Source organism: Chroococcidiopsis sp. SAG 2025 (assembly GCF_032860985.1).
GTDB lineage: Bacteria > Cyanobacteriota > Cyanobacteriia > Cyanobacteriales > Chroococcidiopsidaceae > Chroococcidiopsis.
Genome location: NZ_JAOCNC010000004.1, coordinates 1 through 14,184, shown reverse-complemented (window position 1 = coordinate 14,184; position 14,184 = coordinate 1). Strand labels below are relative to the sequence as shown.

Annotated in this window: 20 protein-coding genes and 2 pseudogenes; 13 read left to right on the top strand and 9 right to left on the bottom strand. The window is 46.3% G+C overall.

Annotated features, from left to right (window positions below):
- Positions 1-175 precede the first annotated feature (175 nt).
- Entirely contained in the window at positions 176-325 is a 150-nt protein-coding gene (locus tag N4J56_RS36765) for a hypothetical protein (protein WP_317111797.1), read from the bottom strand.
- Positions 326-415: 90 nt separating this feature from the next.
- Complete coding sequence (locus tag N4J56_RS36760) at positions 416-634, bottom strand: hypothetical protein (protein ID WP_317111796.1); 219 nt, start codon at positions 632-634, stop codon at positions 416-418.
- A 408-nt stretch (positions 635-1,042) separates the two neighbouring features.
- Here N4J56_RS36760 and N4J56_RS36755 point away from each other — a divergent pair, with 408 nt between their 5' ends.
- Both N4J56_RS36755 and N4J56_RS36750 read left to right on the top strand, forming a co-directional pair.
- Positions 1,043-1,492 carry a cupin domain-containing protein gene (locus N4J56_RS36755; RefSeq protein WP_317111795.1) on the top strand — a complete coding sequence of 150 codons (450 nt, stop codon included), beginning with the start codon at positions 1,043-1,045 and terminating at the stop codon, positions 1,490-1,492.
- Positions 1,493-1,702: 210 nt separating this feature from the next.
- Positions 1,703-2,518, top strand: coding sequence for a DUF4351 domain-containing protein (locus N4J56_RS36750; protein WP_317111794.1), 816 nt, complete (start codon positions 1,703-1,705; stop codon positions 2,516-2,518).
- Positions 2,519-2,630: 112 nt separating this feature from the next.
- Here N4J56_RS36750 and N4J56_RS36745 read toward each other — a convergent pair whose 3' ends face one another.
- Together N4J56_RS36745 and N4J56_RS36740 are read right to left on the bottom strand one after the other, a co-directional pair.
- Entirely contained in the window at positions 2,631-2,924 is a 294-nt protein-coding gene (locus N4J56_RS36745; RefSeq protein WP_317111792.1) for a hypothetical protein, read from the bottom strand.
- A gap of 3 nt (positions 2,925-2,927) precedes the next feature.
- Positions 2,928-3,305 (bottom strand): hypothetical protein, encoded by a 378-nt coding sequence (locus N4J56_RS36740; RefSeq protein WP_317111791.1) that lies wholly within the window; start codon positions 3,303-3,305, stop codon positions 2,928-2,930.
- A 20-nt stretch (positions 3,306-3,325) separates the two neighbouring features.
- Between N4J56_RS36740 and N4J56_RS36735 the strand changes: the two genes are divergently transcribed.
- The 5 genes from N4J56_RS36735 to N4J56_RS36715 all read left to right on the top strand — a co-directional run bounded on the left by N4J56_RS36735 (position 3,326) and on the right by N4J56_RS36715 (position 7,503).
- A complete protein-coding gene (locus N4J56_RS36735) occupies positions 3,326-4,141 on the top strand; it encodes a hypothetical protein (protein WP_317111789.1) in 816 nt (271 codons plus the stop codon).
- Positions 4,141-4,998 carry a helix-turn-helix domain-containing protein gene (locus N4J56_RS36730; RefSeq protein ID WP_317111787.1) on the top strand — a complete coding sequence of 286 codons (858 nt, stop codon included), beginning with the start codon at positions 4,141-4,143 and terminating at the stop codon, positions 4,996-4,998. Before N4J56_RS36735 ends, N4J56_RS36730 begins: the two co-directional genes overlap by 1 nt.
- Complete coding sequence (locus tag N4J56_RS36725) at positions 4,995-5,507, top strand: hypothetical protein (protein ID WP_317111785.1); 513 nt, start codon at positions 4,995-4,997, stop codon at positions 5,505-5,507. Before N4J56_RS36730 ends, N4J56_RS36725 begins: the two co-directional genes overlap by 4 nt.
- Positions 5,508-5,726: 219 nt before the next feature.
- Positions 5,727-6,545, top strand: coding sequence for a DNA cytosine methyltransferase (locus N4J56_RS36720; protein ID WP_317111784.1), 819 nt, complete (start codon positions 5,727-5,729; stop codon positions 6,543-6,545).
- Positions 6,546-6,618: 73 nt separating this feature from the next.
- Complete coding sequence (locus N4J56_RS36715) at positions 6,619-7,503, top strand: hypothetical protein (RefSeq protein WP_317111783.1); 885 nt, start codon at positions 6,619-6,621, stop codon at positions 7,501-7,503.
- 16 nt (positions 7,504-7,519) lie between these two features.
- Here N4J56_RS36715 and N4J56_RS36710 read toward each other — a convergent pair whose 3' ends face one another.
- Positions 7,520-8,698 (bottom strand): conserved virulence factor C family protein, encoded by a 1,179-nt coding sequence (locus N4J56_RS36710; RefSeq protein WP_317111782.1) that lies wholly within the window; start codon positions 8,696-8,698, stop codon positions 7,520-7,522.
- A 389-nt stretch (positions 8,699-9,087) separates the two neighbouring features.
- Between N4J56_RS36710 and N4J56_RS36705 the strand changes: the two genes are divergently transcribed.
- The 3 genes and pseudogenes from N4J56_RS36705 to N4J56_RS36695 all read left to right on the top strand — a co-directional run.
- A complete protein-coding gene (locus N4J56_RS36705; RefSeq protein ID WP_317111781.1) occupies positions 9,088-9,246 on the top strand; it encodes a hypothetical protein in 159 nt (52 codons plus the stop codon).
- 335 nt (positions 9,247-9,581) lie between these two features.
- Positions 9,582-10,082: a hypothetical protein gene (locus N4J56_RS36700; protein WP_317111779.1), complete on the top strand. Its 501-nt coding sequence runs from the start codon at positions 9,582-9,584 to the stop codon at positions 10,080-10,082.
- 109 nt (positions 10,083-10,191) lie between these two features.
- Positions 10,192-10,414 (top strand): annotated as a pseudogene (locus tag N4J56_RS36695) (ISKra4 family transposase); the annotation flags it as partial.
- Positions 10,415-11,109: 695 nt separating this feature from the next.
- Here the strand turns inward: N4J56_RS36695 and N4J56_RS36690 are convergent.
- A complete protein-coding gene (locus N4J56_RS36690; protein ID WP_317111777.1) occupies positions 11,110-11,289 on the bottom strand; it encodes a hypothetical protein in 180 nt (59 codons plus the stop codon).
- The gene (locus tag N4J56_RS36685; protein WP_317111775.1) at positions 11,267-12,229 is read right to left on the bottom strand and encodes a tyrosine-type recombinase/integrase; all 963 of its coding nucleotides are present in this window, start codon (positions 12,227-12,229) and stop codon (positions 11,267-11,269) included. Before N4J56_RS36685 ends, N4J56_RS36690 begins: the two co-directional genes overlap by 23 nt.
- 239 nt (positions 12,230-12,468) lie before the next feature.
- Between N4J56_RS36685 and N4J56_RS36680 the strand changes: the two genes are divergently transcribed.
- Both N4J56_RS36680 and N4J56_RS36675 read left to right on the top strand, forming a co-directional pair.
- Complete coding sequence (locus N4J56_RS36680) at positions 12,469-12,726, top strand: TIGR03643 family protein (RefSeq protein ID WP_317111773.1); 258 nt, start codon at positions 12,469-12,471, stop codon at positions 12,724-12,726.
- 146 nt (positions 12,727-12,872) lie between these two features.
- Positions 12,873-13,145 carry a hypothetical protein gene (locus tag N4J56_RS36675; RefSeq protein WP_317111771.1) on the top strand — a complete coding sequence of 91 codons (273 nt, stop codon included), beginning with the start codon at positions 12,873-12,875 and terminating at the stop codon, positions 13,143-13,145.
- A gap of 72 nt (positions 13,146-13,217) precedes the next feature.
- Here the strand turns inward: N4J56_RS36675 and N4J56_RS36670 are convergent, their stop codons facing one another.
- Positions 13,218-13,529, bottom strand: coding sequence for a hypothetical protein (locus tag N4J56_RS36670; protein WP_317111769.1), 312 nt, complete (start codon positions 13,527-13,529; stop codon positions 13,218-13,220).
- A gap of 224 nt (positions 13,530-13,753) precedes the next feature.
- On the opposite strand from N4J56_RS36670, the gene N4J56_RS36665 reads away from it, so the two are divergent.
- A complete protein-coding gene (locus N4J56_RS36665; protein ID WP_317111768.1) occupies positions 13,754-14,077 on the top strand; it encodes a hypothetical protein in 324 nt (107 codons plus the stop codon).
- On the opposite strand, the pseudogene N4J56_RS41630 reads toward N4J56_RS36665, so the two are convergent.
- A pseudogene (locus N4J56_RS41630) lies at positions 14,067-14,184 on the bottom strand (prohibitin family protein); the annotation flags it as partial. The gene N4J56_RS36665 and the pseudogene N4J56_RS41630 overlap by 11 nt on opposite strands.

The following is a 14,184-nucleotide window of genomic DNA, read 5'->3' as shown; positions in this document are numbered from 1 at the left end:
GAATGGGGATAATTAGAGCTTTGTATACACGTTGACAAACTAACCCAATCTTCTCCTCTTCCAGAAGTCAGATTTGGAACTTGTCTGCTGGCACGAGTAGGGGTCGTGAGACAGAAGCTGTTACTAGGGGCAAGGTAACTAGAAAAAGTGCTGATCTTCTATTAGAATCGGCACTTTACCCCAGTTGAGTTACTCCAACTCGTGCTGAAGAAGCTTGTTCAGCAAGGTTTTTCAGCACGAGCTGACTTGCACAGAGAATCCCGCGCGACAGAGAGACAAACACCCGTACAGGCAGATGAGCTAAGTCAATAAATTTGGCTGTCATCGCTATGCTGCTCAAAGGTTTCAGCTTACTAGTCCTTGAGTAGATCTTCAGCAAGAGTAGCGATGGCGCTATTCTTGCTGACTCAAGATCTTATTTTGACTTCTGAGCTAGTAATTCCAAAAATTCAACTTGTGTAGGTGATTCTTCTAATGCCGCGTTCTCTGGCATCTGAATTAGAATGCTACTCTTGATTCCTGACGTACAAACAGGACTTACATAACACACTCCTTGAGTGCAGAACGCTACTACACTACCGTTGAGCGCTTCAAAAACAATATCACTTCCTGATTCTCGCTTGGTGACAGACATCTTAGAAACCTTCTATATCAACAACAGGTATAAAGCTGACGCAGCTAGTACACTAGCGCCTCGTTAAGTTAGGATGCTCAACTAAACCCGTTAGTTCCGCATAGTTAAGCTTCCCTGCGTCTTCAAACCAGGGAAGCTTAAACGGATTGCGATCGCCCTCAAGATATTGCTCAGCTCGCCTCTCGCTCCAGCGCAGATTCGTTGAAAAGTGGTGTGACTGCCGAGACTTACGCAGGAGACAAGGCTTATGCCATTTTTGCTATGAGCTAAGAGCTAATTTGCATAACGATCGTCCACTCATCGTAGAGATCGATATGGTAGAGCGATCGCTATTCTTTCAACCCATTCCTCACACAATTGAGAGACACAGTTGTACCGATTTCAAATCATCTCTAAGGAGAACACCCCATGATAGAAAATACGCCTGCTAATCCTCTTGACACCCGCGAACCCTTAGAGCAAAAGCCAACCGAGGTTGTTATTGTGCGCCCTGATGCAGTAACACTAACTGGTGAACGGTTGTCCCATTTTGTTGGCATTTCCGCAAACACAACAGGGGCGAAGGGGATTTCAATGAATCTCGTAATTATTCCTCCTGGTGGAATTGCCGAGCCACATTTTCACCCAGAGCATGAAACGGCAATTTATCTCCTCAAGGGTCGAGTCGAAGTCTGTTACGGGCAGGGACTTCAGCACTGCAAGGTGTGCGAAGCTGGGGATTTCGTTTTTACTCCCCCAGGTGTTCCCCATCAACCGCGTAATCTGAGTGCAACAGAACCCGTTTACGCGCTAGCTGCTCGCAACGATCCAGACGAACAAGAAAAGGTTGTATCCTACGATCCAATGTTAGAAAGTTGAGCGAACTTTAGAGTAGCAAACAATCTCTTATCCTGTGTTGGGTAAGTTTATTTATATTAGCAAAATAAATACAACTTCTACTTTAAATAATGAAATTAAACGACTTAATCAAAAACAGATAGGATACCAAATTTACTAATAAAGATTTGCGATATTTTGAGATAATATTGTGAATAAAGCTTGAGCTTTAGTGGTTATCTCTTGTTTTACATGTCAGTCGATAATATCTGTAAATATCTGTCAGAACAATATCCTGAAAGCTTTGTTAATTGGATTTTAGGTGGAACTACAACTGATGCTAACATTCTCAAATCTGAGTTGAGTATCGAACCAATTCGCGCTGATTTCGTTGCTTTATTGCGAACTCAGAATCGAATTTTACACGTAGAATTTCAAGTAGAAGCTATTTCTAATCCACCATTGCCATTGAGAATGTTGGATTACTTTGTTAGGTTATATCGTCAGTACAATTGTCCAGTCGATCAGTTTGTCATCTTTCTTAAACGCACTAGCTCAGCAGCAGCATACACAGAACAGTTTGTAGATACAAACACTATCCACCAATATCGAGCGATTCGATTGTGGGAACAAGATCCAGCTCCTCTGCTAGCAAACCCCGCGCTACTGCCCTTAGCAGTCTTAGCCCAATCAAATTCCCCTAATGCTCTACTGGAACAAGTTGCATCTCAGTTGGATATGATTGAGGAGAGGGAGCAAAGAAGTAATATTTCAGCCTGTACGGGAATATTGGCAAGTTTACGGTTTGATAACGGTACGATTCGTCAATTCTTGAGGGAGGATGTGATGAGAGAAGCACCAATGTATCAAGAAATTATTCAAGAGGGAAGGCGAGAAGAAGCCTTGCTGTATACTCTACGTTTATTGAATAGACGAATTGGCACACTCACTCTAGATTTACAACTTCAGGTTCAAAATTTAACCACTCCCCAACTTGAAGAATTGGGAGTTGCCCTACTGGACTTTAACAATGCTGCCGATCTAACTGCATGGTTACAGAATCAATAGAAAGAAATATATTTGCTTCCCCCCTTACGGTAGAGCTGCATCCGCTACCAATTCGATAGCTTGAGTAGCGTGCTATTGCAGCAATCGAGAGGGGAACATTACAGGAAAGAGATTATCGATTCTCCATCTGATTAGCGATCGCTCTTACAATTCCTGCTATCTGCTTTCTGTCCGCAAGAGTCAGCGGACAAACAGTGTTAACGTGCGTTTGAGAGCTACTAAACATCACCTGGATGCTTCTATCGGACAGTAACCGCTTAATTAATTGAGCCTTCTTTTCAACCGATAAGCGATCGCACTGCCTAAAAAGCCTGTTTTCTTCAATATTGTTCTTTAGCCTGTTGTTTTCAATACTGTTCTTTTGCTCTGTCACAGTCTTTTTCTTCGGCAGTCGTAAAGTAGCCATTTATCATACTGCCTCTGGAACTTGCTCTGATTCGGTAAATACACGGGAATCGCCGCTTTCAATCCAGTCAGCCACCAGGTTCAAAACTTCGGCTTTTTCCCGGGAAGAAGCAGCAAGAAATTGCGATCGCAAACTCGCTTTCGGTTTTACTCCGATTATCTGCGATAAATACCACTCACTAGCTTCATCTGGGACATTCGCCAACAAAGCCAGCAGTCTTGCCGAGCCTAAATCTACCTTGCCATTGCGAAAGCGGGAAACCATCATCTCAGACACACCCGCTGCTTCCGCTAGCTCCTTCGCATTTATGCCAAACCGGACTAGCATTTCGCCAAATAACTTCTGATGTGCCTCAATTTCCTGTTTCACAAAACTTTGCATAAACCCCCTAGTTGCCGCATGTGATTACTGCTATTGTCATAAGGCAACCCAAAAAAGCTGACTGGCTAGATGTTCCGATCGTATCAGGAAATATTTGGATTGGGTTGAGGCTAGTTAAAAAATTCACCCCGTTCCAATGTCACGGACGCGGGGCTTCATCAACTAAAAAAGTCTATGGGAATACTACCACGATTGAAACGATTTTCAAAGGACTGCACAAATATAGCCGCCTCCGGCTGCAAATCTGTCAGCCAAAAGGTAGAGATGGGGGAGGTTTAGGCATGAGCGTTGATGAGCAATTTTACCTCCTAACCCACGGTGTATTGGACAAGCTGATGGATGCAAAATTGACTGCCGCAGAATGGAAGCTGTGGGCGTATCTAACTAAGTTGGATTCTTGGGGCGATCGCTATCAAGATTTGGATACCCTTACAGCCATGTCTGAATGCGACATGAGCAAAGCAACATATTATCGAGCCATAGCTAAGTTCCAAGAGATAGAGCTACTGCCTGAATGGGTCAAAGTTCGTAGTGTCAACACGATAGAAAAATCAATTCGCGATTGCCTTCATGCGGAATTAGGTGGATTAGTAGAAGTTGTTACTCCTGCCGGAAGAATTGACTTGCTTACCGACACCGAAATTATTGAAGTTAAGGCTGTCAAAGACTGGAAAGCGGCTTTAGGTCAAATACTGGTTTACTCAGGTTTTTATCCACAACACCAAAAACGATTGCACTTGTTTGGAACTGCTAGTGCGCTCTTAGCACTGGCAGATATTGAGGCAGCGGTTCTGGGTTTTGCAGTCAAAGTTACAGGTGAGGAGGTTAAGAAGTAATGGCATCTGAGCAAAAAGCTACCAAAAAGCCTCTGTTCTACCCCCTAACCCATGAAGAAGTGCTTGACTTAAAAGACTTAACTGGAGTAGAGATTAAGGTTTTTCTCTACGTGCGAACCTTAGATCCGTTTGGCGATCGCAACTTGGAGTATAGCGTCACTGCGGTAGCTGAGGAGTTGGGTCTATCTAAGGGAGCAGTTTCAAAGGCTATCAAGAGTTTAGATGCAAAAGGTTTTATCCACGTAGAGTTAACACGAGTCAAAATTCGGATCAAGGCAGATACGTCCGATGTCGCATCGTTTCCTATAGGAAACAACGTTTCCCAAAGTGAACCAGCGTTTCCTATAGGAAACCAAGATTTCCCAGAGGAAACCGAAGTTTCCTATAAGAAACCAGAGTTTCCTATAGGAAACGATCGGCAGCCAGAACCTTTGCCAGAAAAGGCTTCCAACTCGTCTCAGACTAATAAGACTTATTCAAACTTTATTCAGACTCTCTCAGACAGCGAGAGAGAGAATTTTGAAAAGTTTGTTAGAGATGAATGGAAAAAGCTGACAGCCAGGAATGGAGAATCGGGGGAGGAGATTGTCAGCCTAGAACGCTTCCTTGCCCGTGAGGAGGACATTAGGAATTGGCATCAAAGATTTTTAAGTTCCGCCGCCGGACGCGCCGCGAAGAAGAAGGCGATCGCGACTAGCCATGATTGGCGCAATAATAAGCGTTTTAGTGAGTGGATTTGGGAGGCGTTTAATCGCGGCTATGAGTGGGTACAAGAAGACGAAGCGGAGCGAGAGCAGCGTAAAGCCTTTTATGACTGGGCAATGGCAACTAATGCATTTGAGGGGGTGTGTCTATGAATATTCCCCAACTGCCCCGCGAACCCATCCGCCCCGAACTGGAAAACCCAACAGACAAGGAAATATGGGTTCCCAAATGGAGATGCTTTTGCTGTCGAGACACTGGGCTGGTAGGGCTAAATCTAGTGCGGCTAGCGATCCCAAACTACGACCAATGCCGCGATAAACCTGTGGCTTGCCAAAACCCAAGGTGCTATGCGGGTTCGGACTATAGGGGCGACCCCAACTACGACCAGCGTTTCACGGTGGGAATTTGCACGGAACTAGACAAAAGAAGCCGAGAAGACTGGCAGCGCACGGTAGAGAGCCATTTCAAAACAATTCAAAGTCGCGTTCAAGATGCTTCGAGGGGAATGAGTCTTAGAAGATGCGATCGCACTCCAGATGAGGAACTCGTTGCTAACAAACGACATGAATTAGCTTGCAGTGCAGACCCCAAAAAGCTAGAGGAGGCAGAGAAGGAACTAGAGGACGAGTGCGAGGAGAAGGCGTATCATGACAAGTTCTAGGGGAAACGCAAACCCATTACCTATTACCCAAAGTCATCACTCACCACTCCCTACTCGCCACTCCCCACTCCCGATCCCCCAAGTAGGCGATTGCATCCGCATTAATGACTTGCACTTTGCTTGTGCTGGAATGGAGTTTGAGATAGACAGGGTAGATCTTAATTGGGTACGCACGACAGACAACAGCCTATTTCACCGCGACTATTTTGATGTAATTGAATGCTCCTTACCCAACTCGATCTCTGTTCGGGAATCGGCGCTGGCTTTCCCGCAGCAGGAATCGTCACCAGAAGATTTAACCTCGTCGGACTGTGCGACCTCATCGCCGACCCAGAGCATGGATACATCAGAGACATCCTGCTCCAACGCTTCCCTTGCATCCCCATCTTCCACGATGTTAAGGAGCGAAGTCATTGGGAATCGTGGAGGGGACAATTGCCAAGTCTCATCTCAGCTTCACCCCCCTGTCCACCATTCTCTGTTGAAGGAAAAAGATTGGGAGCAGACGATCCCAGAGATTGCATTCCAGCAGTCATGGATGCGATCGCCATCCTCCAACCCTCGTTTGCAGTTATCGAAAACGTCCCAGGATTGCTCACCTGTCCCATTAGACCGGGGGAACCACCAGGGTCATATTACAGACACTTGCTCCGAACCATTGACACCATCGGGTACGATGCGGAATGGATTTGTGTTTCCAGCGCCTACTTTAAAACGCCCTGGATTGGCACTCGGTTATTGTTGGTTGCCACGTCCAGGGGCGCTGTCCAACAATTCGAGCAACAGCCGACCCCCTGGCACGAGCAAGTTCGAGGGCAAGTGCAAGCAGTTGGGATTGCTGAGGAGAAATCAAGTAGCCAATCCCGAATTTTTAGAGGTGGCTTTCGGGTTGCCGAAGGGGTGGACAGACCCATTGGAATTAAGAGCGGCGACCCAGTTATTAGGCAACGGCGATCTGCACTTGGAAACTGCCTTGACCCCAGACTTGCCACAATTGCCCTCCACCGCGTCCTCTATCTCAGCAGTCTTATTAAGTAACGACAGCGTTGCGGATATTTTAGATATGGTGACAGACAACTCAACCCTAACTGTCAAGCGTGGAGAGCGGGCTATGCCTACAAATCATCATCGCGTCCGCGAACCCGACCCAGAACCATACGACGAATCGAGTTTGACCAAGGCTGAATCGGTTCAGGTAGAAGTGTTGTCAGAACTGGATGAGGATGAGGAGCGCGATCGCCATCGTCTAGAGTTACGTGTAGAAAGGGCATTCTGTGAGGCGGGTAAAGCATTGGCAGAATTACGGGAGCGGCGGTTGTATCGCAGTACCCACAAGACTTTTGAAGCATACTGCCAAGACAGGTTTGGATTTACTCGCCGTCACGTCAACTACCTGATTGCTGGTTCTCAAGTGGTGGAAAATCTACAAATGGGAACCATTGGTTCCCAAATTTTACCTACCAGCGAGCGTCAAGTTAGATCTTTGATCGCTCTAGAGCCGGACGAGCAACGTGAAGTTTGGCAACAAGCAGTAGAAGCATCTAGCGGTAAAGTCCCATCTGGCCGGATTGTCAAAGGAATTGTCGAGCAGCTCAAAGAAAAACCCCTGGCGCTTGCCAAAGGCTACTGCCAAGTGGGTGATGTATTCACCTTAGTAAGGCTGGAAGGTAAAGAAAAGAAATATAACGGTTGTTGGGTGATCGCTACTGAGCCAAGGGACTTTACCATCATTGTTGAAGTACACGACACGACTCTTACCGTGAAGCCAGAAAACTTGAATAAAATTGATTCTCCCGAAGCCCATCGCCAGTTACCACAGATTTTGCAACGGATTAGGAGAGTCAGGGAAGTCCCTGGATTTCGCGATCGCGCTGCATATGCCATGTTGGAGCATATGGGAAAGCAAACTTATCTCACGCCGTTGGAGGAGAAGATTTTGCAAGTAATCGAGCGGGAATATGGGGTTGAGGATGTCGAGCCAGAAGTGGGAAGTTGAAGGGGCGATCGCTATGTTACTTGTCACCGCCAGCAATTCGCATCCACATCGGTAGTTGAGTTTGGCGACCGCCTTCAATGCGTTCGAGGGCAGCTAACATCTCTATGCGAACGTCAAATTCTGTTTCGCCAACAGCTGCTTGACGTAGGAATTCTACCGCAGAGGAATCACCGCTCTCATTGAGAAAACGGGCGGCTCTCCAGCGGACTAGGGGAGAGGAGTCTGTTAACGCTTGACACATGGTAGCGATCGCTCCCGCATCGCCTAAATCGCTCAGGGCATCTCCTGCCGTTCTCCGTACAATTGCCGAACGGTCAGAGACGACTACGCGACACAGAGGATTGACTGCTTGTTTCATGCCGCTGCCACCCAAGATTGCAGCAGCCCAACGGCGAATGGTGCTATGCTCGTCTTCAAGAAGGGCGATCGCGGCAGAGAAAGTTTCAGAATTCACCTCGATTTGCTGGAGTGCTTTGAGTCGATATTTCCAATCGGGATGGCTAAGTTCAGCTAGTAAAGCCTGTTGTGAGGGACGCTCGATGGTAGCGATTTCTCCGCTCTCGATCGCAGCCGCTTCAATCCGAGCCAATTCATTCTCATCAATCAAACTTGCGATCTCTTCAGCAACCATTTGTGCTACCTCATCAGGATTGCCAAACTGAGATTGATAAGGTTGCCAGCGACGCTCGCCTATGTAGTTTGCTTCTGTTGCATTGATGACACGCTGCAAAGCTTGGTTGAATCTATCTGGTAGGGACACCCGTGTTTGCTGTCCATCAGTAGCGGTTGCCTTTACCTGCACGGGAATACCGCGAAAAGCTTGAATAGTAACTTCGACTTGCCCAAAATTTTGACTTTGATTGTTAGATGCTGAGCTTTTTGAACTGGACTGGGAAGAAATTCCTTGAAAAGATGCGAGATTTAAGTCCCCTGCTTGAGATAGATCGATTAAACGAGCAGCTTCGGCTAGAATTGCTTGCCACTCAGCATGACTTTTTCGTGTCAGGGTAATAAAATCATTTACTAAAAAAACTTCCCGAACGCCTTCAATACCAAACAACTGCTGAGCGATTTTAGGCGCACTACTAATGTCTGTAGTATCTGACACCGTTAGCGGTTTAGCACCGAGCGGTTCATCTAGATTAAGTTTAATGCAGTTAGGACTGGGAGTAGTTTCAATAGAACGGAGTTTCATAACGTTGTCTAGTGTCTGTTGGGTATCTTAGCCGATACTCCTATTCTGCAACCGTTAGATATCCCAGTGCCTTTTTCCAAGCATAAAGGTAGCGAAGCTATATCCCAACTCTTGTAGCTGACATAGTACTGGAACACTTGGAAAAACAGACTTATCTCACGCCGTTGGAGGATAAGGTTTTGCGGTTGATCGAGCGGGAATATGGGATTGAGGATGTTGGACGGGAAGTGGAAAGGTGAATTTAGGGGCGATCGATGCCGAACGACGATCTCGACCGATAGCGGACAATACTAACAGGAAAACACTTTGATTGTGACGAAAATATGTGGCTTGTAACCATCACCTGTTCATCTGACGCTTGGAAACGCCTGAGTGCTGACTTTTTAGCTATGGCAGATAAGTACCCAGGCACTTGTACTTCCTCTAAAAGAATGCCGGATGGCAAGCGCTTCATGGAATACAAAATTGAGGATGTCGGGGATGCCGAAGCCTTTCAAGATGATTGCCAAAATCTTGAAGGATTTACCGCTCTGTTTGAGTCACTATGAACTACTCCAAACTAACTAACCGCTGTGCCAGTAGGGTGTAGCGCTGTGTGTCTTTCACCTGCTTAACCGCTAGACCAATTGCCTTGGATGAACCCACATCGCGAGGCACTTTGCTGTTGCTCCGTTTTCTGAGGCGGCAGTGCGGTCAGTTTTGTTCGCTCTAGTCTGTTACCACCGCTAGTAGCTTTCTCCGTTTCTCGACTAGTACAGGAATTCTAGAAATTGGAAACTAAAAAGAATGCGTACAAAAAGATTTAGATCGATCCAAATCGGTTTAGAATGATTTGACAAATACAAATAATCCTACTTGCTACACCACTGCACTATTATTTTCCATGTCTAGAAAACCCATTGACCCTGTAAATCACTTCAGAAATGCTGTTTGGCATATTCAGCGGTTAGGGAGTGAGGATTTAGAACTGAAGCGACTGCTGATAACTGCCTTAAGGCAATCAATTCAAATGGACTCGAATTTTCCGCCTCCAAACGGAAAAAAACCAAATCCCCCTGAAATTGCAAGCCCTAGCGAGATCAAAAATAATGCACCAAAGCTATCCTTTGATACGCTTATAGCTCATAGGGTTATTCTAATAAGACAAGAAGCCTGCGAGTTTCTTCGTCATTGCAAGGTTCCTCGTAGAGATCAAGAGCTGATGGCTTGCATAGCAAATGATAGATATAAAACTCTTTTCAATAGAGATATTTCTAAAAGAAACAAAAAATGCTACGTATATACGTATGCTGAGGCGCTCCATCTAGCTGAGTGGTATTTTACAAATCTAGTAATACCGAGCGATCTCGAATCTATTTTGAATGCAACAACTACAAGCTCTTAAGCCATAGTTAGGTAACAGGGTTTTATATAGCCAGAAAGCTCCCAGCTCTAATTACGGACATATTGCTTTGAATGTGTCCTAGTTTCTATTCGCATACATTCGGGAGAGTGATTGGTTTCGTTTGGTGGAAAGCCTCTGTAAGGTAGGTGGTTCTGTCAATCGGCTGAAACAAGCGGAAGCTTGGTTGTGGCAGGGAAGGGTGAAAGAAGCCAAACGGTGGCGGAATGTCAGCGATTAGGTAAATCGATCGGCGGGTGAAGATCTCTGGTGCACGGTGGAAACTAGAAAATGTGCCTCAGATGTTGACTCACCACTACGCTTATCTTAATTGATTACTGTCTTAATTCCGAATTGCAAAGATGAAATGAGACATACAAAGCTAATCCTCTGACTATACAAATTACTCAAAATTCTACACAACCTAATTCACATGAAAGGGTTACTTTCATAAACAGATTTGATGATTATGAATCGATTTATATCGATCATTAGTGAACTGAATGAAACTAAAAAATATAGGTTTAAAAAAGTTGGTTTTGACATTCAAAAATTGCCGAAAATAGCTTTTTCACACCCTTTTCAATTATTAAAAAAACGGCTAAGATGTAAACATAAACTTAACCACCTACAAAATATTTGGGAATGATGTAGGTGGTCAAAGTTTAAATTTGTTTAGTTGTGCCAGTTCACATCTGACATGACGCTAGCAGTTGTCGCATCAGTTCGCACCTGGTGCGATCGAGTAACTTACGTCCACTTTTAACCAGTATTGAGTGTAACATATGACAGCTTTATTCAGCAACCAAGACACAGACACACTCTCTGAGCAGTACTCGAAGATTGTTGACGAGCTACTGCGACAATCCCACAAAAGTTTTGACCTTGCCCAAACCAGTCTTACGCTAGCACAGATACTAGGTACGCTGAGTGCTTTGGTTTTCCTAGCAGGGGTCTGCATAATGTTTGTGGTGATAACTCACCAGGAGTTATCACCACTGCTGCCGGAGCTATCTCTAGCATTCGCAGCTCACAAATGGTTGTACATGCAAACAAAATGCTCGATAAGGCTAATGCCAGACTCGACCATATCATGAAACAAATCGCGCAATGACCCACTAGCAACGTTATTTCCCAACAGCGATCGCGCAACAAGATAGAGCATCTTCGCTTCTATCGAGCGATCGCTACCCCTTCTTTCTGTCCGCACTAGGGATTTTCAATGTCTGCACGGCGCGGCGCTTGGTTTCCTCGCTCCGGCGGCAGTACCGAGAGGTGGTGTCTGGCGAGGAATGCCCCATCAGCTTTTGCACGGTGACAAGATCGATCCCAGCATCTAATAAGTCACCAGCAAAAGTCCGCCGGAAGTCGTGAGGAGAGAATGGTGCTACTCCCGCTTCCTTGGCGCGTTTCTGCAATAAGAACAGTACCGCTTGTGGTGTGAGCCGCTGCAATACGACTCTTCCAGCTTTATTAACTTGGCATAGCAGGGGACCAGATGTTTTGCCTCTAATATCGATCCACTGTTCCACTACCCCAACTGTGCTTTCGGGTAGATATACAGTCCGGTCTTTCTTTCCTTTGCCCAACCGCACCAGCATAGCCCCAGTGCTGGGAGTAAAGTCCTTCAAATCCAAATTCACTACCTCACGCCGTCTCAGCCCCGACCCGCGCAGGATTACTAACATTGCCGCGTCTCTAAAACCCGCCGGAGTGCGATCGCCAATGCAGACTTCCATCAGGGCGGTAATTTCTTTCTCACTGAGAGCGCGACCCCGCAGCCCCTTAGTTACCTTGATGCTTTTGATGTCTACAGCGCGGGCGTAGTCTACTGGGTCGATCAACTCCAGTCTTAGGGCTTCTTTCAAAGTCCGCCGCATGGCACACAGCATCTTGTTAGCCGTCGCGGGTGAATGCTTCTCCATTAAGGCAGCGCGTAGGGCGGCTGTATGCTTGTAGCGGAGCTTAGACCAGTCCAAGGTAAAGCAATCGCATTCACCATTGGTCAGCAGGGAGGCGATCTTGTCTAGGGCTTGTCGCATTGTCGGGCGCGATCCCAGTGATAAATTTGCTAGATACACTGCTGCGGGGTGTTCGGTCAGGGGAGTCGGTGTTGTTAGGGCAAGTGTTGCTGAGGCGTTAGCGAGCATAACTGATGCGCGAGCGTTACTTATTAGAATAACTGTTCTCGCAAGTTTTATTCTGATAAGTAATTTTGCCATAAAAAGGGGAATGCTTCAGCGATCGCCATTTCTATTTAATTAAGCAACTACTGAATCTTTTCGGCAAAGTATGAGCTACTATCAGCAGAACGGCAGCAGATAGCTGTTAATTGTCGTCTGGTCTTTACATAACTTAAAATTGTGGTAGAGAAAGATAAGCGCGTGTTATGAAGAAGTCGCCAGATTTAGCACCCGAAACTATCGACCGAGTGATTGAGATGGCATGGGAGGATCGCACGCCGTTTGAAGCGATTGAACTTCAGTTTGGGTTATTGGAAAAGGATGTTATCGCGTTGATGCGTCGTCAGATGAAACCATCTAGTTTCCTTATGTGGCGGGAGCGCGTGACTGGACGCAATACCAAGCATACTCAGAAACGGGGTTTCATTGAAGGAAGATTTAAGTCGGATCGCCAAAAGACTTAATGCTCAGTGTGGATGAGTAGCGATAACAACGTTTACGCAGCGCTTACGCACCATAGGGAACAGAAACAAGAAATATTTTCGGCAAAGTCTGAGCTACCGCCCTTCAAGACTGTTTCTTAAAATAGTGAGTATGCCTAGTTTTAGTGATGACACTCTGTTTTAGAGCCAACGGAAATCCTAACTTGGAAGCTATACCTGACTGGCTAGCAGTTGAATACTCCTTTGATGCCACAGAGCTTGGCTTCTATAGCGTGTGGATTGTGCCTTGGATTGCCGAGCCAGCTCTTGCAGTAGGCGCACTGGAGCTAGATGGTAGTGTAGCAGGTTGGAGCGCTTACCTTGAAAGTTTAGGTTTCGATCATGTGGTGCAGGTATCGTGCCACCAGTTTTTTAGCCCTAGAGCCGACCGCGATCGGTAGCTTTATACTGACGTTTCGATGAGTTTGCTTTGAGTGAATCCTTCCTAATCTTTTCGGCAAAGTTTACCAACTCTATCCTTCAGGAGCCAGCCAGTAATTATGTGGAATACCCTGGAGGCGGGGAAACAACAGGAAAGCACCCAGCAGGTAATCGATAACATTTTGATAGACTGCAATCCCAGCAAAAGCTTTGAGTTTTTCCAGTGCTGCTTTAAAAGCCGCGACCGTAGTTCTGTCAATGGCGCGGTAGTCTTCCTCATCTTGGGGGGAGAACTCCACTGTGGTTCCGTTCCAGTTCCATAGCAAGCAACATTGCCGTAGCGTTAAACCTAACGGTTGCAACAGCAGGGCAGCACGGTAATACAGACCAGTCCGGCGTAACATATAAGGATGCACGGGGAAAGGTAGGTTGGCGATCGCTCCGGCTTATTGAATGATGTGGTGTAGCGATCGCTCACTGAGCCGCTGCTGTCGCTCAGAGGCAAATAACCAATCGGTTGTACGTTGTTCGTGAAGCAGAGTGTCGAATGTCAATCTCTGCCTCACACAAAAGTTGCAGATTAACTGGGGCTTGAGTTTGGGGTTGTAGGTAATCGGACTTGGAACGAGTGCAGTCTACACGCTGTATCTTTTCGGCAAAGTTGATGTCGCGCGACTCGCAGCCAACACAACTCGGCTGGTTTTCGGGCGATCGCAGAATAGCAGGATGGGGGAGCGGGTATATTCCAACGCAGCAATCAGGGCATCGACTTCACTCAGGTAGAGAAATTCGCGAAAAGCGGCGCTGGGAGAAGGGGGTTTTGCGTGGGGGTGGAGGAGAGGGCAATTTAAGACAAAGCCCAGAAAGATCGGTGGCTAACCAGATTATAGGGTTAGAAGGGGTGGGAGTGCGAACGCATTTGAAACAGGGAATCCTCAAAGTTATTGAGTGACAGGTGAATCTTGAAGATTGCCCAAGTTAAATAGAAAAGGTACGCTGCTTTGCGAATTGCTATCCATGACTAATACCTTCGGCATTTGTGCGCCGCCAGTTCGCCAT

What these genes read in the sequence shown, in the direction of transcription:
- N4J56_RS36765 (WP_317111797.1), bottom strand. Translation starts at nt 325, where the DNA reads ATGACAGCCAAATTTATTGACTTAGCTCATCTGCCTGTACGGGTGTTT.
- N4J56_RS36760 (WP_317111796.1), bottom strand. Translation starts at nt 634, where the DNA reads ATGTCTGTCACCAAGCGAGAATCAGGAAGTGATATTGTTTTTGAAGCG.
- N4J56_RS36755 (WP_317111795.1), top strand. Translation starts at nt 1,043, where the DNA reads ATGATAGAAAATACGCCTGCTAATCCTCTTGACACCCGCGAACCCTTA.
- N4J56_RS36750 (WP_317111794.1), top strand. Translation starts at nt 1,703, where the DNA reads ATGTCAGTCGATAATATCTGTAAATATCTGTCAGAACAATATCCTGAA.
- N4J56_RS36745 (WP_317111792.1), bottom strand. Translation starts at nt 2,924, where the DNA reads ATGGCTACTTTACGACTGCCGAAGAAAAAGACTGTGACAGAGCAAAAG.
- N4J56_RS36740 (WP_317111791.1), bottom strand. Translation starts at nt 3,305, where the DNA reads ATGCAAAGTTTTGTGAAACAGGAAATTGAGGCACATCAGAAGTTATTT.
- N4J56_RS36730 (WP_317111787.1), top strand. Translation starts at nt 4,141, where the DNA reads ATGGCATCTGAGCAAAAAGCTACCAAAAAGCCTCTGTTCTACCCCCTA.
- N4J56_RS36725 (WP_317111785.1), top strand. Translation starts at nt 4,995, where the DNA reads ATGAATATTCCCCAACTGCCCCGCGAACCCATCCGCCCCGAACTGGAA.
- N4J56_RS36720 (WP_317111784.1), top strand. Translation starts at nt 5,727, where the DNA reads ATGCTCCTTACCCAACTCGATCTCTGTTCGGGAATCGGCGCTGGCTTT.
- N4J56_RS36715 (WP_317111783.1), top strand. Translation starts at nt 6,619, where the DNA reads ATGCCTACAAATCATCATCGCGTCCGCGAACCCGACCCAGAACCATAC.
- N4J56_RS36710 (WP_317111782.1), bottom strand. Translation starts at nt 8,698, where the DNA reads ATGAAACTCCGTTCTATTGAAACTACTCCCAGTCCTAACTGCATTAAA.
- N4J56_RS36705 (WP_317111781.1), top strand. Translation starts at nt 9,088, where the DNA reads ATGGCAGATAAGTACCCAGGCACTTGTACTTCCTCTAAAAGAATGCCG.
- N4J56_RS36700 (WP_317111779.1), top strand. Translation starts at nt 9,582, where the DNA reads ATGTCTAGAAAACCCATTGACCCTGTAAATCACTTCAGAAATGCTGTT.
- N4J56_RS36685 (WP_317111775.1), bottom strand. Translation starts at nt 12,229, where the DNA reads ATGCTCGCTAACGCCTCAGCAACACTTGCCCTAACAACACCGACTCCC.
- N4J56_RS36680 (WP_317111773.1), top strand. Translation starts at nt 12,469, where the DNA reads ATGAAGAAGTCGCCAGATTTAGCACCCGAAACTATCGACCGAGTGATT.
- N4J56_RS36675 (WP_317111771.1), top strand. Translation starts at nt 12,873, where the DNA reads ATGACACTCTGTTTTAGAGCCAACGGAAATCCTAACTTGGAAGCTATA.
- N4J56_RS36670 (WP_317111769.1), bottom strand. Translation starts at nt 13,529, where the DNA reads ATGTTACGCCGGACTGGTCTGTATTACCGTGCTGCCCTGCTGTTGCAA.